Annotated in this window: 23 protein-coding genes and 2 pseudogenes; 11 read left to right on the forward strand and 14 right to left on the reverse strand. The window is 56.7% G+C overall.

What is annotated here, in order from left to right; genetic code table 11:
• Positions 1–253 precede the first annotated feature (253 nt).
• The 3 genes from ATY02_RS12445 to hpaR (ATY02_RS12455) all read left to right on the forward strand — a co-directional run bounded on the left by ATY02_RS12445 (position 254) and on the right by hpaR (ATY02_RS12455) (position 3033).
• Entirely contained in the window at positions 254–1423 is a 1170-nt protein-coding gene (locus ATY02_RS12445) for a p-hydroxyphenylacetate 3-hydroxylase oxygenase component (protein ID WP_068578986.1), read from the forward strand.
• Positions 1424–1499: 76 nt separating this feature from the next.
• Positions 1500–2441 (forward strand): p-hydroxyphenylacetate 3-hydroxylase reductase component, encoded by a 942-nt coding sequence (locus ATY02_RS12450; RefSeq protein WP_068578989.1) that lies wholly within the window; start codon positions 1500–1502, stop codon positions 2439–2441.
• Positions 2442–2610: 169 nt separating this feature from the next.
• Entirely contained in the window at positions 2611–3033 is a 423-nt protein-coding gene (hpaR, locus tag ATY02_RS12455; protein ID WP_068578992.1) for a homoprotocatechuate degradation operon regulator HpaR, read from the forward strand.
• Between the two features lie 75 nt (positions 3034–3108).
• Here hpaR (ATY02_RS12455) and ATY02_RS12460 read toward each other — a convergent pair whose 3' ends face one another.
• The 9 genes from ATY02_RS12460 to ATY02_RS12500 all read right to left on the reverse strand — a co-directional run bounded on the left by ATY02_RS12460 (position 3109) and on the right by ATY02_RS12500 (position 11880).
• Positions 3109–4569 carry an NAD-dependent succinate-semialdehyde dehydrogenase gene (locus ATY02_RS12460; RefSeq protein WP_068578994.1) on the reverse strand — a complete coding sequence of 487 codons (1461 nt, stop codon included), beginning with the start codon at positions 4567–4569 and terminating at the stop codon, positions 3109–3111.
• A 17-nt stretch (positions 4570–4586) separates the two neighbouring features.
• Entirely contained in the window at positions 4587–5387 is an 801-nt protein-coding gene (gene hpaI, locus ATY02_RS12465; RefSeq protein WP_068578997.1) for a 4-hydroxy-2-oxoheptanedioate aldolase, read from the reverse strand.
• Positions 5388–5402: 15 nt separating this feature from the next.
• Positions 5403–6206 carry a 2-oxo-hept-4-ene-1,7-dioate hydratase gene (gene hpaH, locus ATY02_RS12470; RefSeq protein WP_068578999.1) on the reverse strand — a complete coding sequence of 268 codons (804 nt, stop codon included), beginning with the start codon at positions 6204–6206 and terminating at the stop codon, positions 5403–5405.
• A gap of 11 nt (positions 6207–6217) precedes the next feature.
• The gene (locus tag ATY02_RS12475) at positions 6218–7522 is read right to left on the reverse strand and encodes an MFS transporter (protein WP_068579001.1); all 1305 of its coding nucleotides are present in this window, start codon (positions 7520–7522) and stop codon (positions 6218–6220) included.
• A gap of 50 nt (positions 7523–7572) precedes the next feature.
• Positions 7573–7965 carry a 5-carboxymethyl-2-hydroxymuconate Delta-isomerase gene (locus ATY02_RS12480; protein ID WP_068579003.1) on the reverse strand — a complete coding sequence of 131 codons (393 nt, stop codon included), beginning with the start codon at positions 7963–7965 and terminating at the stop codon, positions 7573–7575.
• Positions 7966–8010: 45 nt separating this feature from the next.
• Positions 8011–8868 carry a 3,4-dihydroxyphenylacetate 2,3-dioxygenase gene (hpaD, locus tag ATY02_RS12485; RefSeq protein ID WP_068579005.1) on the reverse strand — a complete coding sequence of 286 codons (858 nt, stop codon included), beginning with the start codon at positions 8866–8868 and terminating at the stop codon, positions 8011–8013.
• Between the two features lie 104 nt (positions 8869–8972).
• Positions 8973–10433, reverse strand: coding sequence for a 5-carboxymethyl-2-hydroxymuconate semialdehyde dehydrogenase (gene hpaE / locus ATY02_RS12490; protein ID WP_068579007.1), 1461 nt, complete (start codon positions 10431–10433; stop codon positions 8973–8975).
• A 5-nt stretch (positions 10434–10438) separates the two neighbouring features.
• Entirely contained in the window at positions 10439–11209 is a 771-nt protein-coding gene (locus ATY02_RS12495) for a fumarylacetoacetate hydrolase family protein (protein WP_068579009.1), read from the reverse strand.
• Positions 11210–11220: 11 nt separating this feature from the next.
• Positions 11221–11880, reverse strand: coding sequence for a fumarylacetoacetate hydrolase family protein (locus ATY02_RS12500; protein ID WP_068579011.1), 660 nt, complete (start codon positions 11878–11880; stop codon positions 11221–11223).
• A 176-nt stretch (positions 11881–12056) separates the two neighbouring features.
• On the opposite strand from ATY02_RS12500, the gene hpaA reads away from it, so the two are divergent.
• Both hpaA and hpaR (ATY02_RS12510) read left to right on the forward strand, forming a co-directional pair.
• The gene (hpaA, locus tag ATY02_RS12505) at positions 12057–12962 is read left to right on the forward strand and encodes a 4-hydroxyphenylacetate catabolism regulatory protein HpaA (RefSeq protein ID WP_068579013.1); all 906 of its coding nucleotides are present in this window, start codon (positions 12057–12059) and stop codon (positions 12960–12962) included.
• 250 nt (positions 12963–13212) lie between these two features.
• Positions 13213–13635: a homoprotocatechuate degradation operon regulator HpaR gene (hpaR, locus tag ATY02_RS12510; protein ID WP_068579015.1), complete on the forward strand. Its 423-nt coding sequence runs from the start codon at positions 13213–13215 to the stop codon at positions 13633–13635.
• 148 nt (positions 13636–13783) lie between these two features.
• Here the strand turns inward: hpaR (ATY02_RS12510) and ATY02_RS12515 are convergent, their stop codons facing one another.
• A complete protein-coding gene (locus ATY02_RS12515; RefSeq protein WP_068579016.1) occupies positions 13784–15271 on the reverse strand; it encodes an aldehyde dehydrogenase family protein in 1488 nt (495 codons plus the stop codon).
• A 1081-nt stretch (positions 15272–16352) separates the two neighbouring features.
• On the opposite strand from ATY02_RS12515, the gene ATY02_RS36005 reads away from it, so the two are divergent.
• From ATY02_RS36005 to tnpC, 5 genes are all read left to right on the forward strand, one after another.
• Complete coding sequence (locus ATY02_RS36005; RefSeq protein ID WP_206600604.1) at positions 16353–16511, forward strand: hypothetical protein; 159 nt, start codon at positions 16353–16355, stop codon at positions 16509–16511.
• 206 nt (positions 16512–16717) lie between these two features.
• Positions 16718–16858: a transposase gene (locus ATY02_RS36580; protein ID WP_083235640.1), complete on the forward strand. Its 141-nt coding sequence runs from the start codon at positions 16718–16720 to the stop codon at positions 16856–16858.
• A gap of 159 nt (positions 16859–17017) precedes the next feature.
• Complete coding sequence (gene tnpA, locus ATY02_RS12530; protein ID WP_068579018.1) at positions 17018–17350, forward strand: IS66-like element accessory protein TnpA; 333 nt, start codon at positions 17018–17020, stop codon at positions 17348–17350.
• Positions 17347–17682: an IS66 family insertion sequence element accessory protein TnpB gene (gene tnpB / locus ATY02_RS12535; protein WP_068579020.1), complete on the forward strand. Its 336-nt coding sequence runs from the start codon at positions 17347–17349 to the stop codon at positions 17680–17682. Before tnpA ends, tnpB begins: the two co-directional genes overlap by 4 nt.
• A gap of 83 nt (positions 17683–17765) precedes the next feature.
• Positions 17766–19292: an IS66 family transposase gene (tnpC, locus tag ATY02_RS12540; RefSeq protein WP_068579022.1), complete on the forward strand. Its 1527-nt coding sequence runs from the start codon at positions 17766–17768 to the stop codon at positions 19290–19292.
• Positions 19293–19692: 400 nt separating this feature from the next.
• Here the strand turns inward: tnpC and ATY02_RS12545 are convergent, their stop codons facing one another.
• The 4 genes and pseudogenes from ATY02_RS12545 to ATY02_RS36590 all read right to left on the reverse strand — a co-directional run.
• Positions 19693–20139: a GNAT family N-acetyltransferase gene (locus ATY02_RS12545; protein WP_068579025.1), complete on the reverse strand. Its 447-nt coding sequence runs from the start codon at positions 20137–20139 to the stop codon at positions 19693–19695.
• Between the two features lie 104 nt (positions 20140–20243).
• Positions 20244–21311, reverse strand: a pseudogene (locus ATY02_RS12550) (NAD(P)/FAD-dependent oxidoreductase).
• Positions 21312–21614: 303 nt separating this feature from the next.
• Positions 21615–22370: a methyl-accepting chemotaxis protein gene (locus ATY02_RS36585; RefSeq protein ID WP_416220681.1), complete on the reverse strand. Its 756-nt coding sequence runs from the start codon at positions 22368–22370 to the stop codon at positions 21615–21617.
• A gap of 102 nt (positions 22371–22472) precedes the next feature.
• Positions 22473–23792: pseudogene (locus tag ATY02_RS36590) on the reverse strand (HAMP domain-containing protein); the annotation flags it as partial.
• Positions 23793–23933: 141 nt separating this feature from the next.
• Between ATY02_RS36590 and ATY02_RS12560 the strand changes: the two are divergent.
• A complete protein-coding gene (locus ATY02_RS12560) occupies positions 23934–24194 on the forward strand; it encodes a hypothetical protein (RefSeq protein ID WP_141698209.1) in 261 nt (86 codons plus the stop codon).
• Positions 24195–24246: the final 52 nt, after the last annotated feature.

A 24246-nucleotide genomic window follows, 5' to 3' on the forward strand; every position in this document is an offset into this window, starting at 1 on the left:
ACATTCTCGAGATCGGCATGTTCACAGGCGTTACTCAGCGCTGCAAGCTTTGGAGGCATACACTATGAAAAGTGCAATCTTCCATCTGGAAGGTGCATTTTTCTCATCGGCGTTGGCTTTCATACTGGACTCGTATTCTTTTAGTGGTTGTCTTGCAATACCAAGTTGACTAGGGGCTCACCTTGCTCAGTTCGTCACGCCTGTGTTTGTCATGAACGACCGCAACGCATCCAATAATAAGCAGAGTCGAACCATGAAAAAGCCTAATCCCTTGCTCGAAGACCTCAAGTCCCTTCTGCCGACTATCGCTGCCAACGCCTTCCAGGCGGAAGAGGACCGCCAAGTTCCGGCCGAAAATATCGCGCTGTTGAAAACTATCGGCATGCATCGCGCCTTTCAACCGAAGAAATTTGGTGGCATGGAAATCTCCTTGCCGCAGTTCGCTGATTGCATTGCTTTGCTCGCGGGCTCTTGCGCAAGTACTGCTTGGGCCATGAGCCTTTTGTGCACCCACAGCCACCAACTCGCGATGTTCTCTGCCCAGCTGCAGGATGAGATCTGGGGCGATGATCCGGATGCAACCGCCAGCAGCAGCATTGCTCCCTTTGGTCGTACAGAAGAGGTCGAAGGCGGTGTCACGTTCAGTGGTGAGATGGGTTGGAGCAGTGGCTGCGATCACGCCGAATGGGCGATCGTGGGCTTTCGTCGCAAAAACGCTGAAGGTACTCAGGATTACTGTTTTGCAGTGCTGCCTCGCAGCGACTATGAGATCCACGATGACTGGTACGCCATCGGTATGTGCGGCAGTGGCAGCAAAACGCTGATCATCGACAAGGTCTTCGTCCCAGAGCACCGTATCCAGAAAGCCAAGGACATGATGGAGGGCAAGTCCGCCGGGTTCGGCTTGTACCCGGACAGCCAAATATTCTACTCCCCGTACCGTCCGTATTTCGCCAGTGGTTTCGCCACCGTGAGCCTAGGTGTAGCTGAGCGCATGCTCGATGTGTTCCGCGAGAAGACCAAAAACCGCGTTCGCGCATACACCGGTGCGGCGGTGGGCGCGGCCACCCCGGCGTTGATGCGCTTGGCGGAATCCACTCATCAGGTGGCTGCGGCGCGCGCGTTCCTGGAAAAAACCTGGCAGGAACACGCCGAGCACAGCGAGGCGCACGTGTATCCGAATTCTGAAACCTTGGCGTTCTGGCGCACTAACCAAGGCTATGCCACCAAGATGTGTATCCAAGCTGTCGATCGGCTGATGGAAGCGGCCGGCGGTGGTGCCTGGTTTAAAACCAACGAGCTGCAGCGCTTGTTCCGTGATTCGCATTTGACCGGCGCTCATGCCTACACCGACTACGACGTCTGCGCACAAATCCTTGGCCGCGAGCTGATGGGCCTAGAACCTGATCCGACCATGGTCTGATCGGTCTTCACAAAGCATCGCGCTACTTACATAACAACAATCAGGGTTGCCGTTCAGCGCGACCCGGGAGACTCACATGTCCGCAGAACTCGAAACCACCTTCGACACCCGTGCCTTTCGCCGCGCACTGGGTAACTTTGCCACCGGGGTGACCGTTGTCACCGCCGCCACAGCCAGCGGGCGCAAAGTGGGTGTGACCGCCAACAGCTTCAATTCGGTGTCTCTGGACCCTCCTTTGGTTCTTTGGAGCATCGACAAACGCTCCAGCAGCCATGAAGTATTTGAAGAGGCGAGTCACTTCGCAGTGAACGTGCTGGCGGCCGATCAGATTGACCTGTCCAATAACTTTGCCCGCCCTAAGGATGATCGCTTCGCCGGTATCGAATACGACCCGGGCGAGGGCGGTTCGCCGGTGTTCGCCGATTGCTCGGCACGCTTTCATTGCGAAAAATTCCAGCAGGTTGATGGAGGTGATCACTGGATCATGATCGGTAAAGTTGTCGCATTTGATGATTTTGGACGTTCACCGCTGCTGTATCACCAAGGCGCCTATTCGATGGTGCTGCCGCATACGCGCATGACCAAACGGGAAGAAGGTCAGGCGCCGAGCAGTCACTTCCAGGGGCGTCTTAGCCACAACCTTTACTACCTAATGACTCAGGCTCTACGTATTTACCAAGCCAGTTATCAGCCACGGCAATTGTCCACCGGCCTTCGCACCAGTGAAGCGCGAATGCTTATGGTGTTGGAGAATGACGCAGGTTTGAACATTGCGGATTTGCAGCGAGAAGTTGCGATGCCAGCGCGTGAAATTGACGAAGCGGTCGCAAATCTAAAGCGCAAGGGTCTAGTCAACGATGACGGCGATCGCGTGCGCCTCACCGTCAAAGGCGTCGACGAAACGGAAGGGTTGTGGTCGATCGCGAAGGAGCAGCAGGAAAAGGTGTTTGGTCAGTTCAGCGACGAACAGGTCGATCACTTCAAAGTTGTACTACAAGGAATTATTAAAGGGGCTTGAACGGCGCCATATTGGAATGCAGTGACGGCACCATAAGGTGCCGTTTTTGCGTGCAGCGACAGGTGATGAAGCAGTTGTTAACGAATACATCATGAAGCGAGCATTAAACGAACGACGATGATAGAATTTTAGTTAATAAATTAACTAACCATGGTCTCGACGGTTTCCTATGCTTCAGCCGCGCCAATCACTGACTCTGACACTGCTCCAAGCTCGCGAAGCGGCTATGGGGTTTTTCCGTCCCTCCCTGAATCAGCATGGATTGACCGAGCAGCAATGGCGGGTTATCAGAATTCTAAGTCAACATAGAGAACTGGAGATCAACCGCCTGGCCGAGCTCGCATGCATCCTTAAACCGAGCATGACCGGTGTACTCGCACGTATGGAAGCGGCAGGTATGGTGGTACGTCGCAAAGTTGAGCAAGATCAGCGGCGGGTTCTAGTGCGACTGGCGGAAAAAGGTGAGGCGTGCTTCAGCTCGATGAGCCAGAACATGGAGGAAAACTATCTACGCCTTCAAGCGCAATTGGGAGAGGAGAAGCTGCAGACACTTCTTTCATTACTCAACGATTTGAAAACGCTCAAGCGCTGACCGACTGATTCCGGTCATTTAGGGGTGTCTCAGAAAACGATGAGCCAGAGCCTCTGGCCCATCGTAACGACGCTGTCAGGCCGTACCAATGCCCACGCACATGTATTTCTGCTCGATGTAATCATCAATGCCGTACTTCGACCCCTCGCGTCCCAGGCCCGACTGCTTAATCCCGCCGAAAGGCGCCACTTCGGTAGAGATCAATCCTTCGTTGACGCCGACCATTCCGTACTCCAGCGCCTCGCTCACGCGCCACGCGCGCCCCAAGTCGCGTGTATAGAGATAAGACGCCAGTCCGAACTCGGTGTCGTTGGCCATCGAAATTGCTTCGGCTTCGGTCTCGAAGCGAAATACCGGCGCCAATGGGCCGAATGTTTCGTCGCGGGCGACCAACATTTCAGAGGTCACTTCACCGAGCACCGTCGGCTGGAAAAAGTTGCCGCCCAGTGCGTGAGTTGTACCGCCTGCTAGCAGAGTGGCACCGTTGGCCAATGCATCGCTGATATGTTCCTCGATCTTGGCTACAGCTTTGTCATTGATCAGTGGCCCTTGCTGGGCGTTATCCATGTCAGCGGCGCCGACTTTCAGTTGGTTTACCGCGATCACCAAGCGTCGTGTGAATTCATCGTAGACACTGTTTTGTACCAAGATTCGATTGGTGCAGACGCACGTTTGCCCGCTGTTGCGAAACTTCGAACCCATGGCACCTTCTACCGCAGCATCCAGGTCGGCATCGTCGAACACGATGAAGGGGGCATTGCCGCCCAGTTCCAGGCTGACTTTCTTGATGGTCTCGGCACATTGCGCCATTAAGATTTTTCCGATTCCGGTAGACCCGGTGAACGAAACCTTTTGAACACTCGGATTGCCGGTCAATTCGGCGCCGATTTCACGGGCCCGGTTGCCAGTGACGATGTTGAGTACACCGGCGGGAATACCTGCACGTTCACCCAGTTCAGCCAAGGCCAGTGCTGATAGCGGCGTTTCTGAAGCGGGCTTCACCACCACGGTACAACCGGCGGCCAGTGCCGGGCCAACTTTGCGAGTGATCATTGCATTCGGGAAATTCCACGGCGTGATGGCTGCCACCACACCGATGGCTTGCTTGATCACCACCAAACGTCGGCCCTGCTTGTCATGCGGGATCACGTCACCGTAGATGCGCTTGGCTTCCTCGGCGAACCACTCAATGAAACTCGCACCGTAGGCAATTTCGCCACGGCTCTCGGCCAATGGTTTGCCTTGCTCCAGGCTGAGCAAGCGGGCGAGGTCCTCCTGGTTGACCATGATCAAGTCAAACCATTTGCGCAGGATGGTGCTGCGCTCCTTGGCGGTCTTTCCGCGCCAGGCGGGCAGTGCAGCCTGGGCCGCGGCAATGGCACGAGCGGTCTCGGCCTGGCCGAGGGAACTGACTTCGGCAATGACCTCTCCATTCGCTGGGTTGGTTACCTGGAAACGATTGCCGTCATCGGCTTCGATCCATTGGCCATTGATGTAAGCCTGTTCGCGCAGCAGTTTCAGATCATTGAGTTTCATCGGACTTCTCGAAAAAATCAGTACACGCCGCCGGAGCTGGTGGGCGCCGGAGCATCTTTAAAGGTCGCGACGAGGGTTTGAAGACCGCGCATCAAGACCGTGGTGTCAACGCCAACGGCAACGAATGCCGCGCCCAATTCGATGTAGCGCCTGGCCAGTTTTTGGTCCGCGCTGAGAATGCCGGCCGCTTTGCCGGCTCTCTGAATGCGTGCTATCGCATCCTCTATAGCCGCCTGCACGTCGGGGTGTCCCGGGTTACCGCGGTGCCCCATTGAGGCACTCAAATCCGCCGGCCCGATAAAGACTCCGTCCACACCGTCGACCGCTGCAATGGCATCCAGATTGGCCAGACCTTCGCTGTTCTCAATCTGCACCAGTAGGCACATTTGTTCATCGGCCTTGTCGAGGTAGCCGGGAATGCTGTTCCAGCGCGAGGCACGTGCCAGCGCACTGCCGACACCGCGAACACCGTAGGGCGGGTAGTGGATGGCTTTCACCAGTTCTCGCGCCTGGTCCGAGCTCTCCACCATCGGCACCAACAACGTCTGCACACCGATATCCAGTACCTGTTTGATCAGCGCCGTGTCGCCGATGACCGGGCGAATGATCGGATGGCTCGGGTAGGGCGCCACGGCTTGGAGCTGACCGAGCATCCCGCGTAGATCATTGGGTGCATGTTCGCCGTCGATCAGCAGCCAGTCGAAGCCGGCGTTGGCGGCCAGTTCTGCGCAGTAGGGATCGGCCAGACCCAGCCATAGGCCGATCTGTGCTTCACCGCTTTTCAAACGCAGCTTGAAGGTGTTAACAGGCATATCCATGGGGAAGACCTCCGATCAAACGAAACGACAGGCGATGGAGCCGAGCATGTCGTAATCGACATGGAAGGTATCGCCAGGATTTGCCGCCACAGGACGTGTGAAAGAACCGCCCAGAATGATTTGCCCTGGCAGCAGGCCGACGTCATAGGCCGCGAGTTTGTTGGCCAACCAAGCTACGCCCTTCGCCGGGTGATTGAGCACCGCTGCGGAGACGCCGGATTCTTCGATCACACCATTGCGATAGAGCACAGCGGGGACCTTGCGCAGATCGATTTCCGTCGGGCGTACGGCACGCCCACCCATTACAACGCCAGCGTTGGCTGCGTTGTCGGAAATGGTATCGAACACCTTGCGGGTGGCTTTGCTGTGCGGGTCGACCTGCTGGATGCGCGCATCGATGATTTCCAGTGCCGGGATCACCCATTCGGTGGCGTCCAGCACGTCAAAGATCGTCACGTTCGGGCCTTTCAAAGGCTTGCCCAGAATGAACGCGAGCTCGACTTCAACCCGTGGCACGATGAAACGTTCGAACGGAATGTCGGTGCCTTCGTCGAAAAACATGTCATCCAGCAGCGCGCCAAAATCCGGCTCGGTGATGTTCGATGACACTTGCATGGCCCGGGAGGTCAAGCCGATTTTATGCCCGACCAACTTGCGGCCGTCCTTGATTTTCTGTTCCACCCAGGCGCGTTGAATGGCATAGGCGTCCTCGATGGTGATCTCTGGATGGTCCAGGGAAAACTGACGCACTTGCTCGCGTGAACGCTCGGCGTGGTCGAGGCGGGCTGCGGCTTGCTGAATGAGTTGTGGATCAAGCATGACAATGATCTCTATTGAGGGTTGACGATGGAGGCGTGGGTGCGCAGTACCAGAAAACCGCCGAGCGCGATCAGCAGTGCGAGCACATAAAGGGCAAGGCTGGCGCTGTGGGTGGTGTCGCGCATCCAGCCAATTAGATAGGGCGCGAAGAACGAGGCGATGCTGCCGAAGGAGCTGATCAGGGCAATCCCGGCAGCCTGGGTACCGTTGGACAAAAACGCGGGAGGCAGTTGCCAGAACATCGGCAGCGCCGCACTGGCGCCCATGCCGGCGAGGATCAGACCGCCCAAAACCATGGTCGGGTTGGTGGGTATGAGCCCGGCAATCGCAATGCCGACAGCCGCCATCAGTAGCGGTACGCAAAGGTGCCAGCGACGTTCACGGAGCCGATCGGACGAGCGCCCGCAGCCGATCATGAAAAAACAACCTGCCAGATAAGGGATGGCGCTGAGCAGGCCGACCTTGCCGTCACTTCCGATACCGGCACCGTGGATCAGGGTCGGCATCCAGAACGCCAGCGTGTTGACCGCCAGCATCACCGCGAAATACACCGCCACCAGCAACCAGATCTGCGGGTTCTTGAGGATCGCGGAGAACGAGGTGATCGATTTGCGCTGTTCTTCGTGGTTCAACTGCTCGCGCAACTGCTGCTTCTGCTGCGATGTCAGCCAGTTGATTGTTTCGAAGTTGTCCGGCAGACACTTGAGCACCACCAGCCCTAGCAGGATTACTGGCACGCCCTCGATGACGAACATCCACTGCCAACCGCGCAGGCCACCCACATTATGCAAGCTTTCGAGGATGCCACCGGAGAGTGGGCCGCCAATCACGCCCGCCATCGGTACCGCGATGGCAAACAATGCGGTGATCTGTGCGCGGCGACCGGCCGGGTACCAGCGATTCAGAAACACCAGAATGCCCGGGAAGAAACCGGCCTCGGCGACGCCCAGCAGAAAGCGTAAGACGTAGAAACCGGTCGCGCTGTCGACCAGGAACATGCTCGCCGACAGCGCGCCCCACACCACCATCAGCGTGGCGATCCAGCGCCGCGGGCCGACGCGATCCAGCGCCATATTGCTCGGCACCCCGAACAGCGCGTAGGCAATGAAGAACAGCCCGGCGCCGAAGCCATAGACCGTGTCGCTGAAATTCAAATCGGCGCTCATCTGCATCTTGGCGAAGCCGATGTTGATCCTGTCGAGGTGGGCGAAGAGGTAGCAGATCAACAGCAACGGCATCAGCCGCCAGGTGACGGTGCTGTGAGTTTTGTCGCGGGCGACGGCGGTGAGGGCGTCGGCGGTATTGGCTGTGCTCATGGTTTTATACTTTTTGTCTGAGAGGCCGATGAAACGAACGGGCAGGGGCCTTAAGTGGCCTGAGCCTTGAGAAAGGCGTGAACGTTGTTTTCCTTGAAGTTGAGTTGCTCGTGCAGCTCGATCATTTCGAACGACAAGGCCAGCAGACGCTGGGCCTGAAGGTCGGCGAAATGCCGGGTAATGACGTCGAAGAGCGTCTCCGCGACTTTCTGCCGGGTGGCCAGGTCGCGGCCATGGCCGACCTTCAAGGTCATGTGCACGAAGGCGTAGTCATGCTTGCCGTCAGCCATGCGCCAGGTATCCAGGCGCACGCCTCGGCTGCGGATTCCTCCGAGGGGAAACACGCCGCTGTCGCCCAGTGTCTGGTGGATTTTTTTGAACAGGCCAGGCAGGTCGGCTTGCTGTTCAATATTGTCGGTGTATTCAGCAATGAAATGAGGCATGAACGGCTCCTTCAGGCCGCGCGGGAATGCCGTGCGGCCATACTGTCAAACAGGGAAAATGGCGTTGATCTGCCCGGTGCCCGAGCTGCCGAAGGGTTCGGTGATGATCTCGGCGGGCTTGTTGTAGTCCGGCCCACCGAGCAAACCCAGGAGCATGGCAGTGTCGTGCATCTTGCCTTCGCCAAAGCAGTGCTCGGCGTAGTCGGGAAGCATGGCGCAGAACTCTTTCCAGCGGCCTTGGCGCCACAGTTCCACCACATGCAGGTCGACCTGTTTGTCGAACTCGCGCGTCCAGTTATGGATATTGGCTTCGGCGTTGCGATCGTCCGAGAAGCGGTGCGACAGCGACCCCGAGGCCAGCACCACGACTTTGCGGTCGCTCTTTTCAATGGCGCGGCGCACGGCGGCGCCGAAGGTGAAGCTGTCTTGCAGGCGATGCCAGGCGCACCAGGCGGCAATCGATACCACGTTGAGTTTTTGATCGTCCGGCACGTCCATGTGCATGTAGCGCATCGGCACCAGGGTGCCGTATTCCAGCTCCAGGCTCGGAATGTTGTGCGCCAGTGTGCGCACGTCGGCCGCGTTGGCCTCAAGCGCGATCAGCTCGCCCAGCTCCGGGCAGCCCGGATACTCGTACTCCATGTTCTTGATGAAGTGCGGCAGCTCGTTGCTGGTGTAGATGCCCTTGAAGTGCTCGCCGCTGTTGACGTGATAGGCGCTGTTGACCAGCCAGTGCACATCGAACACCACGGCGGTGTCGGCGCCGAGTTCGCGGGCGCGCCGGCCGATTTCCTTGTGACCGGCAATCGCCGCTTCACGGCAGCCGTGGTGCTTGCCGGGGAGTTCCGACAGATACATTGAGGGTACATGGCAGATTTTTGCGGCCAGAACGACTTCGCCCATGATTATGCTCCTGAAGTTGTTGTAGATTCCAACTAGCGAACAGCGAAGGCTGCGATGCACCGATGCGCGATACATCGCAGCCTTCAACAGCCCCTAGCGACTGCTCAGAGACCCCATCGAGGGATGTGATGACTGCCCATCGAGATGCACACGTTCTTGATTTCGGCAAACACCTCGAAGCTGTACTGGCCGCCTTCACGGCCGGTACCGGAACCTTTCACTCCTCCGAACGGCTGGCGCAGATCGCGCACGTTCTGGCTGTTGATGAACACCATTCCGGCTTCGATGCCATAGGCCAGACGATGCGCCTTGCCGATGTCCTGGGTCCAGATGTAGGACGCCAGGCCGTATTCGGTATCGTTGGCCAGTTGCAGGGCTTCGGCCTCGTCCTTGAACGGAATCAGGCACACCACCGGGCCAAAAATTTCTTCCTGGGCGATGCGCATGTTGTTGTTCACGTCGGCAAATACCGTCGGTTGGATGAACTGCCCTTTGCTTAAGTGCGCCGCCAGGTTGGCCGGGCGCTCCAGGCCTCCGGCGAGGAGGGTGGCGCCTTCTTCGAGGCCGATCTTGATGTAGCCGGTGACCTTGTCGTAGTGGGCCTGGGTGATCATCGAGCCGACCTGGGTCTTCGGGTCTTGTGGGTCGCCAACAATCAGGCGTTTGGCGCGTGCGGCAAACTCAGCGACGAACTGCGGGTAAACGCTTTCCTGGATAAAGATCCGGCTGCCGGCGGTGCAGCGTTCGCCGTTGAGCGAGAAGATGGTGAACAGCGCCGCGTCGAGGGCGCGCTCCAGATCGGCGTCTTCGAAGATCAGCACCGGCGACTTACCGCCGAGTTCCATGGAGTATTTTTTAAGGCCGGCGGTCTGCATGATCTTCTTGCCGGTGGCGGTGCCACCGGTGAAGGAAATCGCGCGCACGTCCGGATGGCGTACCAGCGCATCGCCGGCAGTGGCGCCGTAACCCTGGATCACGTTCAACACGCCGTTGGGGATGCCGGCTTCGACGGCCAGGCGCCCCAGTTCGTTGGCGGTCAGTGGCGACAGCTCGGACATTTTCAGCACGGCGGTATTGCCCAGCGCCAGGCATGGCGCGGTCTTCCAGGTGGCGGTCATGAACGGCACGTTCCATGGCGAGACCAATGCGCAAACCCCTACCGGTTGGTACAGGGTGTAGTTGAGCATTTGGTCATCGACCGGGTAGCTGTGACCGTCCATGCGCGTGCAGACTTCGGCGAAGAAATCGAAGTTGTGTGATGCACGTGGAATCAACACGTTTTTGGTCTGGTGAATCGGCAGGCCCGTGTCCAGGGTTTCGAGTTCAGCCAGGCGCGGGACGTTCTGTTCGATCAGCTCGCCGAGCTTGCGCATCAGGCGTGCACGTTCCTTGGCTGGTGTGCCGGCCCACTTCGGAAAAGCTTCCTTGGCCGCCGCCACCGCCTGCGCGACTTCTTCAGCGCCGCCACTGGCGACTTCACCGATGGCTTCGCCGGTGGCCGGGTTGTAGTTGACGAACACGTCTTTGCTTTCGACCTCACGGCCGTTGATCCAATGTTTGATCATGCTACTCAAGCCTCTTTTCGGGCGGAGAAGAATTCCGCTTCGCTGACAATTCGATTAACCAGGCGGCCTACGCCTTCCACTTCCACAATGACCTCATCACCCGGCACGACATCGGCCAGTCCTTCCGGCGTGCCCGTGGCGATCATGTCGCCGGGTTGCAGGGTCATGAAGCCGGACAGGTATTCGATCAGGTAAGGGATGTCGAAAATCATGTCCTTGGTGCTGCCTTCCTGACGCAACTCACCGTTGATCCAGGTGCGCAGTTTCAGGTTGCTTGGGTCGGGCACATCGGCGACGTCGACCAACCACGGGCCGACGGGCGTCGTGGCGTCGCGGTTCTTCACGCGCAGATTGGGCCGGTAGTAATTTTCCAGGTAGTCGCGGATCGCGTAGTCGTTGCAAACCGTGTAGCCGGCCAGGTAGTCCAGGGCATCTTCACGTTTGACGTTGCGTGCCAGCTTGCCGATGACGGCCACCAATTCGCACTCGTAGTGCATGTAGGCGACGTTATCCGGGCGCCAGGTCACCTGATTGTGGCCGGTGTAAGTCCCTGGGGATTTAATGAAGGCCAGCGGCTCGGTCGGTGGCTTGAAAGCCAGCTCGGCGGCGTGGTCGGCATAATTCAAGCCCAGCGCGAACATGTTGCCGGTCACCGGTGGCAGCCACTCCACTTGCTGCTCGGCAAGCAGGCGGCCATCGGCCAGACGGACCTGATTATTGTCTTCAACGGTGACGGCGTGGATTTCGCCTTCAAAACGAACACGTGCGTGTTTCATGGGAGCTCCTGTTACTGGGCCGCGATGTGATTGACGAGGCGGCCCAAGCCGCTGATTTCAACTTCTACGCGGTCGCCTGGTGCCACGTCGACGCGGCCTTCAGGGGTGCCCGTGATCAGTACATCGCCGGCATGCAGCGTCATGAATTCGCTGATTTCGGCAATCAGTCGTGGAACGTCGCGAACGAAGTTGGCGGTGCTGTTTTGCTGACGAACCTCGCCATTGACGTACAGCGTGATGGTGAGGCTGTGCGGGTCGGCGATCTGCGCGGTCGGCACCAGCTCAGGCCCGATAGCACAGAATCCATCACGGCATTTCGCTTTGACGGCGGGGCGGTAATAGCTGTCTTCCGGCAGGCTGAATTCATTGACGATGGTGTAACCGGCCACGTAATCGAGTGCCTCGGCCGCGCTGACCCTGCTGATGTCTTTACCGATCACCACACCCAGTGCCGGACCGGGTTGTAAACGCAGGCCGTTGCCTGGATGCACAACCTCGGCGTCATGCTCATTGCGCGTGTTGGGCGTCTTGATGAAGAGCACAGGTTTGACCGGCGGCTTTTGATAGGGCGGTTGTTCGAATTCGGCGAGGTGCTGCTTCAACAGACCCTGGTAGTTGAGCGCGACACCCAAAAGGGTGCCGGTCGCGACGTCATGCAAGGCACGGCTCATTGCATTTCTCCTGACAGAGCTGGCAGGCTCTTTGATTGTTAATGTGTTAACAGTTATAGTTAATATGTTAATGACCGTCAAGCGCGGCGGTATACCCGGTAGTGGTTGCCATCCAAAATTAGGTGCAGGATGAAAGCGACCGCAGGTCCTGAGGCAAAAAAACTGAGTAAACCGCTATGATCGACCGTCAACCGATTCCCAACATCAACATTGGCCAGGTCTACGACCAGCGCTACAGCGATGCGGAAGTCCATTACGACAAGCTCCGTAACCTGGCCGGTTTTTTTGGTCGGAACATGCCCGTACACCGCCACGACAGATTCTTCCAGGTGCACTACGTAAAGAGCGGAACGGTGCGGGTATATCTGGACGATCAGCAGTACGTCGAGTCGGGGCCGATGTTCTTCCTCACGCCGCCCACCGTCCCGCACTCGTTTGTGACAGAGGCCGATAGTGACGGGCACGTACTGACGGTGCGTCAGCAATTGGTGTGGCAGTTGATCGAAGCAGATTCCAGCCTGGTGCCCACCGGCGCTCAACTTCCGGCGGCGTGTGTCGCGTTGGCGCATCTGAGGCCGGAGTACGCGGGAGAGGTGCGTCGCCTTGATTATCTGTTCGAGGAGTTGAGTGTAGAGGTGGTGAGCGATCATCCGGGCCGTAGCGCTGCCTTGGACAGCCTGACGCGACTGATCATGATCAGCCTGTTGCGCTTGTGCTCCAACTCGTTGAAGGCGAGGCCTGCTAGGCATGAAGATCTGAAAATCTTCCACCGTTTCAATGAGCTGATTGAAGCTCACTATCTGCAGCATTGGCCGCTGTCGCGTTACGCCGACGGTATCGGGGTTACGGAGGCACGACTCAACGATGTTTGTCGACGGATCGCCGACCTGCCGTCCAAACGCCTGATCATGGAACGCCTGATGCAGGAGGCCAAACGCTTGCTGCTGTTCACCGGCAGTTCGGCCAACGAAATATGCTATCAGCTCGGGTTTAAGGATCCGGCTTATTTCAGTCGGTTTTTCCAGCGTTACGCTCAGGTCACTCCGGGGGAGTACCGCCAGCGGCAGCCGGGTTTGCGTTGAGCAGTGCATAGGTTTACTAGCTGTGGTTTTGTTGATCTTGTGGTGATCATCATGGCCGCCGAACTGGCACGGCAGAATGGCTTTTACGGTGAACCGATTGCACTTTTCACAGGGTCTCTGCGCGGTGGTGCGGTTGTTTATTAGCCGTTCGTAGACGGTTGACCAGGAACATTCGACCATTGCCCTGTGGCTTGCACCGGCCTGCTGGCAACACTAAGCTGCCGACTCGTCCATTCATGTATTTTTGACTATGGCTAATCCGAGACTTTCACTGACGCTGACCCTATTGCAAGCCCGCGAAGCCGCGATGGCATTTTTTCGTCCGGCGCTTAACAAGCATGATCTGACCGAACAGCAGTGGCGGGTCATTCGAATACTGCGTCAGCAAGGCGAACTTGAAAGTCATCAGCTGGCGCTCCAAGCCTGCATTCTCAAGCCAAGCATGACGGGGGTGCTCACTCGACTGGAACGCGATGGCCTGGTGCGGCGGCAGAAGTCTTCCCAGGATCAGCGGCGGGTTTTCGTGGCGCTGACTGAGCAAGGCCAGCAATGCTTCGTTTCGATGAGCGAAGGTATGGAGCGCAACTATCAAAGGATCCAGGAGCAGTTTGGTGCGGAGAAGATGGAGAAGTTGTTGTCTTTGCTTAACGAGCTTAAAAATATCAAACCCTGAAAGCTTGAAGGGTACATATGTGTCCACGCTTCGGATGGGCAACTAACTGCAACGTCCCCGCGCACCTTTTCAGATGCGCGGATAGCGTTCGGTTTGTTCCTTGTTCAGCAGAGTTTTAGAAACGCCGCGCGAAGTTCGCGTATCGTTTTCAGTAACGAATCATCACCGACTTCAACTCGGTGTAATCGTCAATAAATGCCCCGCCAAACTCACGGCCTACGCCAGAGGATTTGTTGCCGCCAAAAGGCACCGCCGGATCGAGCATGGTGTGCATGTTTACCCATACGGTACCGGCTTCGATGGCTGGGACCATGCGCAGCGCTTTACTCAGGTCGTTGGTCCAGAGGCTGGCACTCAAGCCGTATGGGGTGTTGTTCATCAGCGCGAGTAATTCTTCTTCAGTGTCATAAGGGAAGAAGGTTGCTACAGGGCCGAATGTCTCTTCGTTGAGCAGCGTGTCGTTAACGGTGTTAGCGAGAATTACTGTCGGTTCGACATAGCAGCCTGGGCGGTCAATCAGATTGCCGCCGTAGATGATGGTGTTATTTTCGGCCCGTGCCTTGGCGAAAAACTCGCCAAGTTTGCGTTGATGCTGACGGTTGGTGACGGGACCAAATTCAGTCCGCTCATCCAATGGCGAGCCAATGTTTAGTTTGCTAAGGCGTTGAGCCAGTTTATCCATGACCGGTTCGATTTGTGACCGATGAAAGAAGAAGCGTTCGGCGGCGGCACAGATTTGTCCGGAGTGCAGAAAGCCTGCTTCAATAATGCCGTTGACAGCTTTGTCCAGGTTCACATCGCGCAGAAAACCCGCAGAATTTTTCCCGCCCAATTCAAGCGTGGCACGTGTTAAGCCGGCGCCCATGGCACTTTGGCCAACCGCGATACCGGTAGGTACAGAACCGGTAAATGAAACCTTGTCCGTGCCTGGGTGTTCGATCAGTCCTTTGCCTACCAGTCCACCACCCGTCAACACGTTCAGCGCGCCAGCAGGGAGTCCTGCGTCAATGGCCAACTCGGCGATGCGCAGGATGGTCAGCGGCGTGAATTCGCTAGGTTTGATTATGATGCTGCAGCCGGTTACCAGCGCCGAAGCAAGTTTCCAGATGGCAATCATGGTCGAGAAGTTCCATGGCACGATACCTACGACCACCCCGACGGGTTCGCGCAGAGTGAAAGCGGTGTAGCGTTCGCCAGCAAAGGAGGGCAGCGACGGAGTGATAGTCTGGCCGCTGATCTTGGTCGCCCAGCCAGCGTAATAACGAAGGAAGTGCGCAGCTTGGTCGACTTCAAAAGCTCGGGATATCTGGATAATTTTGCCAGACTGGCAGGTTTCGATCTGCGCTAGCTCTTCGCGGTTTTGCTCAAGCAGATCCGCCAATTTTAGTAGTACATTGCCGCGAGTCGCTGGTGTGGTCTGAGACCATTGCTTGAAGCCGCGATTAGCCGACTCCACGGCTGCATCGATATCCGCAGAGTCAGCATCCGCGACGCGGGCGATGACTTGGCCGGTGGCTGGATTGATCACGTCCAGCGTCTGACTCGAATTGCTCTGAACGTAGTCGCCGTCGATGAACAGCGCATGACTCCGGTTGAGAAAGGCCTCAACTTGAGGCAGCAGTGGAATATCGCTCATGGGTTTTCCTAGTCGCAAATAAGGGAAAGGGATGAGGGTATTCCTTGCAGAATTAATTCGCTTGGCTGTGGCTGCCGCGCACATGTCTCTGCCTGCCAGGATTATTGGTTCTCTTCCCGGCGTCGCCCTGGCACCAACCATTTGCATCGGACTTATCCGTACACTGGCAATCAAGAACGGTAGTGAACAAACCATTATAGATGGTTCTTCCCACCTTAACCGATACTGTAACTGTTGGGTGGGGGCTGTGAGTAATGGGAAGCATGCGATTCGTCGTCGTACCGGCTCACTATTCGCGTTTAAATAGAATTCTATATTGATGCTTACAGAAGAGAGTTGTCTTACGATGAAAAAACTTATTTTAATGGCTTAAGAAAGCGCAGGTACTTGGTGTGTCGTAGGTGGCCCTGGAGTTTGGCTTTCCCGGCTCTTCCCACTTCAGTTATGCGTTTCGAAAGGCATTTAGTATAGCGCCCAATATCCTATTTTATCGAAATTGACGCCCGCACCTGGGGAATACCGGCGAATGACAGAACGATAATTCAGTTGCGAATGTAGTGCTGTCTCTTTTGGAGGGCATCGTCACCGAGCCCTTCGCCAGCCAAGTACCTAATTGTTCGGTGGCCTTGCCCGTTTTGCCACGTCAAATGCTCACCCGGAATGAAAAACGACATCTCCCCTAGGGCACTGATCGATATCTCTCCACTGATTTCTGGGCTGATTGGATGTCTAAAACCTTCCAATCACGTTCTTAGTCATAGGCATCTGCTGGAAACGTTTCAGAAAACCGATTCGCCTCGCGCCTTCTTTTGTTCGCGATTCCGAAGAAAATAAACGTTCACGTCATTGAGGCCTTCCCAGGGGATTGCGACGCCATTTCTAACACTGCAATAAGGGCGGTGAGTCCCCAGTCGGCAATTAATATCAGTGAGACTTCTGGCTACCTCAGGTTTGGCGATATCCGAGAGCCAGGCGGCTGAGTGGATGGCGTAGTTCCGCGGCCCGCAGAGTTACGGCACGGTGGCTTTGCGCTTCGATGGGGCTTGAAAGTGTGGGTAAAGCAGCCTGCAGAAACAAGGGCATGCAGTTCATGGCATTGCTGCATCGCATCACACCGCAGCTATTAGCGCAGATTTTCTATGCCCTGCGCCGCGACCCATCTGCTGGTTGGTACGAGCGTGTGAAGAGTCGTGAAGCCGTGCAGAAGTCCATACTCGAGGAAGGCCTCGACTTGAACTAGCGTCTTGATACCCGTTGCCATTACGTGGCCTACTGCCTGTGCAGTCTGGCACCACTGCCAGTTGGTTTGGAAACAGGCGTCCATTTGATTGACGTTTCGTAGCGGCGTAAGCGCCCGGCGAACACACCTTCAAAATCCCAGCATTAAGGACGATCGTGTCCGCGTATTTTTAAGCGGACGCGATCGCCCTTATCGCCAGGATTTCCATGCGCCAACGAAGCTCTTATCCCAAACCGTTTAAGGCCCAGGTCGTTCAGGAATGCCTGCAACCTAGCGCAACCGTATCCAGTGTCGCCATGAGCCATGGCATCAACGCCGACTTCATACGTAAATGGATGCCGCTCTGAACAAATCGGTGCGCAGAGCACGCCTTGCGACAAATCCTTTTTGCGGCCGTATCGCGGTAACCGTCCGGGCAACACACCTTCCTGACACCGTCGCTTGAGGCGATGGTGTCCACCTAAATTTAAGTGGACACCATTTTTAGCCTTTTTAAGCGGACGCCTATGCCACAAGAACGCCGTTCCTATTCCAAGTCCTTCAAGGCCCAGGTCATCGCCGAATGCGCGCAGCCTGACACCTCGATCGCCAATGTCGCGTTGACCCACAATCTCAACGCCAACCTCGTCCATAAATGGATACGCGTGCATGCGCAGAAAAACCTGACACTTCAAACCGCCTTCATCCCGGTCAAGACATCGCCGCCGGTGCCGATGCATCAGGCCCTTCCTGCCACGATCCGAATCGAAGTGCCGAATTCAAAAGGCGTAGTTGTGGTGAGTTGGCCGGCAGAAAATGCAGCGGGGTGTTCTGCTTTCCTGCGAGACCTGCTGCGATGATCCGCATCGACTCCATCTGGCTCGCCACCGAGCCCATGGACATGCGCGCCGGCACTGAAACTGCGCTGGCGCGGGTCGTGGCGGTGTTCGGTGCGGCGAAGCCGCACTGTGCTTATCTGTTTGCCAACCGTCGTGCCAATCGCATGAAAGTGCTGGTGCATGATGGCTTGGGGATTTTGCTTGCAGCCCGGCGCTTGAATCAAGGGCGCTTTTTTTGGCCGGGCGTGCGGCACGGCTCTGAAGTCGAGTTGGATGCAGAGCAACTTCAAGCCTTGGTGCTCGGTTTACCTTGGCAACGCGTCGGTTCCGGAGGAGCCATCACGGTGCTCTAACTTGTCTGCCATGGCGCGCTTGCCAGCGCAATTGGCCCATCCGTCTATCGCCGCCACTAGCCCTCTCTGGCAAAATCGGTGGCATGACTTCGCATCCGAATCTCGATCAATTAAACCCTGAAGAACTGCGCGCCTTGGCGGCGCAGTTGATCCAGCGCGTCGAGACGATGGACAAGCAAATCACTCATCACAAGTCGGTCAACGAGAAACTGGCCCACGAGATCGCACTGCTCAAACGCTTCAAGTTTGCCAAGCGCAGCGAGCAGTTGAGCCCGAATCAAGCCAGCCTGCTCGACGACTTGATCGATACGGATATCGCCGCTATCGAAGCCGAACTTGAGGCGCTGCAACCGGCAGCTGTCGAAGCCAAAGTGCGCCAGCAACCCAAGCGCGCACCGCTGCCACCGCAGTTTCCTCGCACGCTGATCCATCACGAACCGGACAACAGCCACTGCCTGTGCGGTTGCGCCCTCAAGCGCATCGGCGAGGATGTCAGCGAGAAGCTCGACTACACGCCGGGCGTGTTCACCGTGGAGCGTCACATCCGTGGCAAGTGGGTCTGCGATCAGTGCGAAACCCTGATCCAGGCACCGGTTCCGGCGCAGGTCATCGACAAGGGCATCCCGACCGCCGGCCTGCTGGCCCACATCATGGTGGCCAAGTTCGCCGACCATCTGCCGCTGTATCGCCAAGAGAAAATCTTCGGCCGCGCCGGGCTGCCCATCGCCCGTTCCACCTTGGCGCAGTGGGTGGGCAACTGCGGCGTGCAATTACAGCCGCTGGTTGATGCGTTGCGCGAAGCCGTGCTGACGCATGGCGTCGTCCACGCTGACGAAACGCCGGTACAAATGCTGACGCCTGGCGCGAAGAAAACTCATCGCGCTTACGTCTGGGCCTATGCCACCAGTCAGTTCTCCAACCTGGCGGCGGTCGTTTACGACTTCAGCCCGAGCCGCGCTGGCGAACATGCCCGAGCCTTCTTGGGCAGTTGGAACGGCAAGCTGGTCTGCGATGACTTTGCCGGCTACAAGGCAGGCTTTGAACTGGGCGTTACGGAGATCGGCTGCATGGCCCATGTCCGCCGGAAGTTCTTCGACTTGCACGCGACCACCAAGAGCCAGGTCGCCGAAAAAGCGCTGCACTACATCGCGGCCTTGTACGAAGTTGAGCGAGAAGTCCGAGAGCTGGAGCCGGGTGATCGGCAGCGAATACGGCAGGAAAAAGCAGCGCCAATCGCCGACGCACTTCATACCTGGATGATCGCCCAAAGACAGCTTGTGCCTGAGGGGTCGGCCATCGCCAAGGCGCTGGATTACAGCCTCAAACGCTGGATAGCGCTGACGCGCTATCTCGATGACGGTGCTGTGCCCATCGATAATAACTGGTGTGAGAATCAAATCCGGCCGTGGGCTCTTGGGCGCTCGAACTGGCTGTTCGCGGGCTCGTTACGCAGCGGTAAACGTGCGGCGGCGATCATGAGTTTGATCCAGTCGGCACGGCTCAACGGGCATGATCCGTATGCTTACTTGAAGGATGTTCTTACACGCCTGCCGACGCAGCGTGCGAGTGAGATTACCGCGCTGTTGCCGCACAGGTGGGCGCCCGTTTAATCACACAAGGTGTGTTGGGCGGACGCTTACCGAAAACCCAGAGGGGGGTACCTTGTAGAATTTCAAGCATCGCCTTTGGAGTCCTTGCAACTATTTCGTGACTTTATGCTTACATTAGCTCTGGGGCGCTATCACGTGAAAGCTTGTCTGAGAGCTAGCGCGCTGCAAGTGTTAATGGATTTCGTAGCTCGATGTTAACCGACAAGCAAACAGACGCGTTTAGGGCTTCGTCAAGGCGTATTCACCACCCGCTTCTATATAGGGTGCATATCACTTTATTAGCTTGGACGCGAGGGACGTGCTTGGCTTTAGCCAACCGTTGCCGAAGCCGAACGTCTCTCGATCTTGAATGTTTATTGACGCTGTAAAGCAGCGCCAATTGAGGTCAAGCCGCACTGGATCAGGTGAGGGATTTTTCAAAGTAAAAGCGCTTGAACCCGTCTTCCGTACGTTGGGCCACCTGCACATACCCGAGCTTCGGGTAAATCATGAGGTTGTCGGTCATCTTCTCGTTGGTATAGAGATGTACGCTGTTCATGCCACGCTGCCGAGCAGCACTTTCACAAAAGCTGATCAGCGCCCTGCCTACGCCGCGTCCGGCTGCGCTGGGCAAGACAGCCACGCTTTCCAGCAAGATATGCTCCTCTTCGGCATAGAACACAATGAACCCCTGAAAGATGCCTTGGTCATCCGTCGCCACGTACACTATCCCTGCCGCTATCTGAGCGACGAAATCTGCGAGCATCGGAGCTGGTTTTCGGCCGATCACTGGAACATAACGAGCATAGGCCTGTTCGGCACACTCTCTGATCTCGGGTTCATCGTTTGCCTTGGCTGGGCGGATCATATCGGTCTCTTGAGTTTGAGCAGATTCAATATTGTTCGACTCATGTTGCTGCCGCACTAGGCTGATACTTGAATAATAAGAGCACTGATCCACGATTAGACCTCCTACTCTCGGAAGAATCGATCGGGCCGACAGGGAGCAAGGGCAGAGGAGGCCCTGTGGTCGATAATTTCCTCGCTGACAAGACGGCCCACTACTGCCGCCAAGGTAACGCCAGGGTGCATGGCGCAAACGTATACGCCGCCGGTTTTTGACAGATAACCGATGATGGGGATGCCATCCTCAGGCATTGGTCTGAGGCCGATGCAGGCCATTTCCGGATCAATGGAAACAACCCCGTGCAGTTCGTTCTGGATCGCTCTAGCCGTTCGTAGAGCTACCGCTGCTGGCTGGTTTTGCAATGAGTCATCCACGTAATCCTCGGCCGCCAGCAACGCACCGTCCGAACTTTGCCTGACTTCCATTTCAGGGCTTGAAATCAAGGTGTGTACGAGGTTGGGTTGTGACTTGTAACGGATGAAAATGGCGGGTGAAGCCTCTATAGGAAGGGATACTCCAAGCATATTTGTCAGCTTCGTGATGCCTGTACCCGCCGCCAGTACGACGATATCGGCATTAATGATGCCCATCGAGGTTTCAACCCCCGTCACCTATTTGCCCTGGGTTGTAAAGCCGAGAACGCGCGCGTGGGTGAGAATTTCCGCGCCATTTTCCTGGGCACCTGCGACCAACGCAAAGGTTGCTGCCACTGCGTCCAGCGCCCCTTCTGATGCCGCATACAAGGCATACTGAGGGGGACTTTTGAGATTTGGCTCAAGGTCTAGAATCTGCGATCTGGACACGAGATGTGCCGACGCCAGGTGACCTGAAGCCGGCACTTCATTTGACCTGGCGCTATAGGATAAGGCTCCCGTCCAGCGAATCTTAAGATCAGGCAGTTGCGCCTCGAGCCGGCGGTATTCTCCGATTGCAGCACCGCGCAGTTGCGCAATGGGGTCTGGTTCGGGGTGTGAAGAGTTGATCCATGCAAATGAGCTTCCAGTCACGCCGGAGGCTATATCTTCAGCCTCGACCAAAGTGACTTTGGCGTTTTTACCTGCCAAGTGGTAAGCCAGAGACGCGCCTACGATTCCTGCACCGACAATAACGATTCGTTTGTCTGGGTTTTCCATATCAACTCCCTGTTCTGCCGAACTTGCGATGTTACACGGCCGTGTCTAACGATATGTGAACCTGACCGCTCGTGAGTAAGCGTCTGCTGGAGTCAGCTTGCATAGCTCTGGCAGGTATGGCTGGGATCGGGTAGGTGACTTTGTCGTACCCGTACTGTCGTTTGTCATGATATATGGTCTTTAGCGATCCCCACACCGTAAGCTTACGGGGAAAACTCTTGCATAGGTCAGCACTGCATCCATTGATAGGGCAAGGTGACTTCGCCAGACGCTTACGTATCGCGTAATCGAAGCCTGTTTGCGTCATACGCGGAACTGATCCATCAGCTTCATTTGTTGATTGGCTCGTGCATTGAGCTGACTACTGACCTGCGCCGACTCAGCCGCTTGTTCAGTCAGCGCTTCGGTCACGCCGCGAATGGTTGAGACATTGCGATTGACCTCTTCGGCCACAGAGCTTTGTTCCTCCGCCGCACTTGCAATCTGCAGGTTCATATCGCTGATCACTGTCACCGCATCGCTGATTTTGCCTAATGCCTGCACTGCTTGTTGGATCTGCTCGGCGTTCTCCTGGGCCAGCGTCTGGCTTGAATGCATGGTTGCCACCACGCCACGCGTGCCAGTCTGGATACGCTCGATGACCAGTCGGATTTGTTCGACGGAGTCCTGGGTTCTTTTGGCAAGATTGCGCACTTCATCGGCGACCACCGCAAAACCACGACCGCTTTCCCCGGCCCGCGCCGCCTCAATCGCAGCATTGAGGGCCAACAGGTTGGTTTGTTCGGCAATGCTGCGGATGACTTCGAGTACCGAGCCGATTTGCTCGCTGTTGACCGCCAAAGCTTCGACTTCCGCGACGGCCTTGCTGACCTCGCTAGCCAAGGCGTTGATGTCGCGAGTGCTTCTTTCGATGATGGTAATGCCTTCTCTTGACGCTTCGTCGGCACCTTGCGCAGCCTGGGCGGCGCTCGAGGCGCTGTGCGCGACTTCATGGGCCGTCGCGCTCATTTCGTTAGAGGCTGTTGCCAACTGATCGATCTCGCGAAATTGCACCTGCATCCCTTCACTGGTCTGCCTCGAGATTTCCGAGGACTGGTCGGCAGTGCCGCGAGCGTCAGTAATGCTCTGTTTGATCTGTGCGATGGTAGGTTGCAGTTTGTCGAGGAAACGATTGAACCAGTTCACCAACTCGCCCAGTTCGTCTTTCTTGCTGTAGTTCAGCCGCTGTGTCAGGTCGCCGTCGCCGCTGGCAATTGCCTTGAGCATCTGAGCGACCCTGTTGATGGGGCGCGTTACGCCAGAGGCGGTGAACCAGATGAGCAGCAGGCCCAGCAGTCCAGCGCCTGTTGCGACCAGCAGCGACTTCAGGGTGTCCCGGGTTTGCGCCTGGTTAAGCAATGTTTGAAGTTCCAATGAGTCGGCCAGCAGTACGTCCCTGGGCAGGTCAATCACCACCCCCCACGCCGCGGCGCCAGGGATGGGCGCAACGGGGTAGACCGCGCGGATCAATTCGTCCTGACTCAGCACCACCGGCTTTTTGAGTTGCAATGCGCTGAGCACTGCCTTGCTTTCATCTCTCAAAGGGATGCTGATGTGTTTGCCGATCTGACCGGCATCCTTGCTGTAAGCGGCGAGGACACCGCTGTCGGAGACAATCAGCATATGGCCCGAGCCGTTGAACAGCGTCTGCTGTGCATCACTGGCTGCCGCTTGCAAAGCCCCGAGTGCGAGGTCCACGCCAATGACGCCGATGACCTTGCCATCGGCAATCAAGGGCATGGAGAGGGTGGTCATCAGTTGTGCCATTCCTGCCTGGGTATCGATAAAGGGTGCCATCAGGCAGGTGTGTCGCGTGTCTCGCGGACAGGTGTACCAACTGTTATATGGGACGCCGCTGATACTCAGCTCGGTCTTTTGCAAATCGTCTTCGGGAATCACGATATTGATCGACTGACCGGCCCCCCGATTCCAGCCGCTGGTAAAACGTCCTTTTTCATTGGAGGCACGCGCGGCGTCGTTGATGAACTCACTGTCTTTACCTTCCAGCGCATTGGGCTCGTAAATCACCCAAAGCCCCAATATCTGCGGATTGTGATCAAAGGTGGTCTTGAGGCTCTGGGTCAGTTCTTCACGCAGCGTGGCGGCAGCCAATCCGCGCTGGGCGGCCATAGTGCGCAAGTTGGAGGCTTGGTCGGAAAGAACGGTGAGCATCAGCAGACTATCGCCGAAGGCCCTTTGCAGCTTACTCGCCTGCTCTGCGGCCTTGGCCTGCAGCAGGTCGTCCCCGCTTTCCGTCAGCATCTTGCTGCTCGACGTACTGATCAACAGATTGTTCTGACTGCTTTGGTAGAGATTCAGGCTGACGATCAGGCCAATCACGCCCAAGAGGCACAATCCGGAGAGAAGGGTGATCTTTAAGCGGATGGAGAGAGTGTCGAGCATTGGGTTATCTCGCTTGGGAGCAATGTGCGGGTTGACCATCAGTTGGCCTGAGCCACTGACTTCTTATTGTGTATGTACCTTCATCGGCCGAGATCCAATTTTGATAAGCCAGATCTGTAACGAGTTTTTGTATGCGTACCAACATCGACTGCCCGGTCAATTAACCTCGAGCAGGCAGCAGTGCTGCGCTTCATGATCGCTCTTTCCGCCAGAATGTCTCTTTGGCATTATCTGGTGCTTCGTGCTCCAAACCCACACACAAATAAAAAGGTTTGGCATTCTCATCGTGACGCGCCGACTGAAACGTTTCTTTATGCATTTAAGCGTTTAAGCGTCACCACCCCACTGAGTCAGATAGAGCCAAGCGCCATGAGAAAAGGATCGTTCTATTTATGTTATGCCAGCGAATACACCTTGCAGCGATCGGCAGGCATCCACTGATGCGGTAGGTGAATTGGCCGGACGCTTACGTAGCGGCGGCGCCCTAGCATCA

This window comes from Pseudomonas sp. BIOMIG1BAC (assembly GCF_001705995.2).
Lineage (GTDB): Bacteria > Pseudomonadota > Gammaproteobacteria > Pseudomonadales > Pseudomonadaceae > Aquipseudomonas > Aquipseudomonas sessilinigenes.

Bases quoted from the DNA above. Each gene is read 5' to 3' on its own strand.
- hpaH (WP_068578999.1), bottom strand. From the start codon at position 6,206: ATGCTTGATCCACAACTCATTCAGCAAGCCGCAGCCCGCCTCGACCAC.
- ATY02_RS12460 (WP_068578994.1), bottom strand. From the start codon at position 4,569: ATGAAACTCAATGATCTGAAACTGCTGCGCGAACAGGCTTACATCAAT.
- tnpC (WP_068579022.1), top strand. From the start codon at position 17,766: ATGACTTCGCATCCGAATCTCGATCAATTAAACCCTGAAGAACTGCGC.
- ATY02_RS12500 (WP_068579011.1), bottom strand. From the start codon at position 11,880: ATGAGCCGTGCCTTGCATGACGTCGCGACCGGCACCCTTTTGGGTGTC.
- hpaD (WP_068579005.1), bottom strand. From the start codon at position 8,868: ATGGGCGAAGTCGTTCTGGCCGCAAAAATCTGCCATGTACCCTCAATG.
- ATY02_RS12515 (WP_068579016.1), bottom strand. From the start codon at position 15,271: ATGAGCGATATTCCACTGCTGCCTCAAGTTGAGGCCTTTCTCAACCGG.
- ATY02_RS36585 (WP_416220681.1), bottom strand. From the start codon at position 22,370: ATGCAGGTGCAATTTCGCGAGATCGATCAGTTGGCAACAGCCTCTAAC.
- hpaR (WP_068578992.1), top strand. From the start codon at position 2,611: ATGCTTCAGCCGCGCCAATCACTGACTCTGACACTGCTCCAAGCTCGC.
- ATY02_RS12475 (WP_068579001.1), bottom strand. From the start codon at position 7,522: ATGAGCACAGCCAATACCGCCGACGCCCTCACCGCCGTCGCCCGCGAC.
- hpaI (WP_068578997.1), bottom strand. From the start codon at position 5,387: ATGGATATGCCTGTTAACACCTTCAAGCTGCGTTTGAAAAGCGGTGAA.
- ATY02_RS12480 (WP_068579003.1), bottom strand. From the start codon at position 7,965: ATGCCTCATTTCATTGCTGAATACACCGACAATATTGAACAGCAAGCC.
- ATY02_RS36580 (WP_083235640.1), top strand. From the start codon at position 16,718: ATGCGCCAACGAAGCTCTTATCCCAAACCGTTTAAGGCCCAGGTCGTT.
- ATY02_RS12495 (WP_068579009.1), bottom strand. From the start codon at position 11,209: ATGAAACACGCACGTGTTCGTTTTGAAGGCGAAATCCACGCCGTCACC.
- ATY02_RS36005 (WP_206600604.1), top strand. From the start codon at position 16,353: ATGCAGTTCATGGCATTGCTGCATCGCATCACACCGCAGCTATTAGCG.
- hpaR (WP_068579015.1), top strand. From the start codon at position 13,213: ATGGCTAATCCGAGACTTTCACTGACGCTGACCCTATTGCAAGCCCGC.
- hpaE (WP_068579007.1), bottom strand. From the start codon at position 10,433: ATGATCAAACATTGGATCAACGGCCGTGAGGTCGAAAGCAAAGACGTG.
- hpaA (WP_068579013.1), top strand. From the start codon at position 12,057: ATGATCGACCGTCAACCGATTCCCAACATCAACATTGGCCAGGTCTAC.
- ATY02_RS12545 (WP_068579025.1), bottom strand. From the start codon at position 20,139: ATGATCCGCCCAGCCAAGGCAAACGATGAACCCGAGATCAGAGAGTGT.
- tnpA (WP_068579018.1), top strand. From the start codon at position 17,018: ATGCCACAAGAACGCCGTTCCTATTCCAAGTCCTTCAAGGCCCAGGTC.
- ATY02_RS12450 (WP_068578989.1), top strand. From the start codon at position 1,500: ATGTCCGCAGAACTCGAAACCACCTTCGACACCCGTGCCTTTCGCCGC.
- ATY02_RS12445 (WP_068578986.1), top strand. From the start codon at position 254: ATGAAAAAGCCTAATCCCTTGCTCGAAGACCTCAAGTCCCTTCTGCCG.
- tnpB (WP_068579020.1), top strand. From the start codon at position 17,347: ATGATCCGCATCGACTCCATCTGGCTCGCCACCGAGCCCATGGACATG.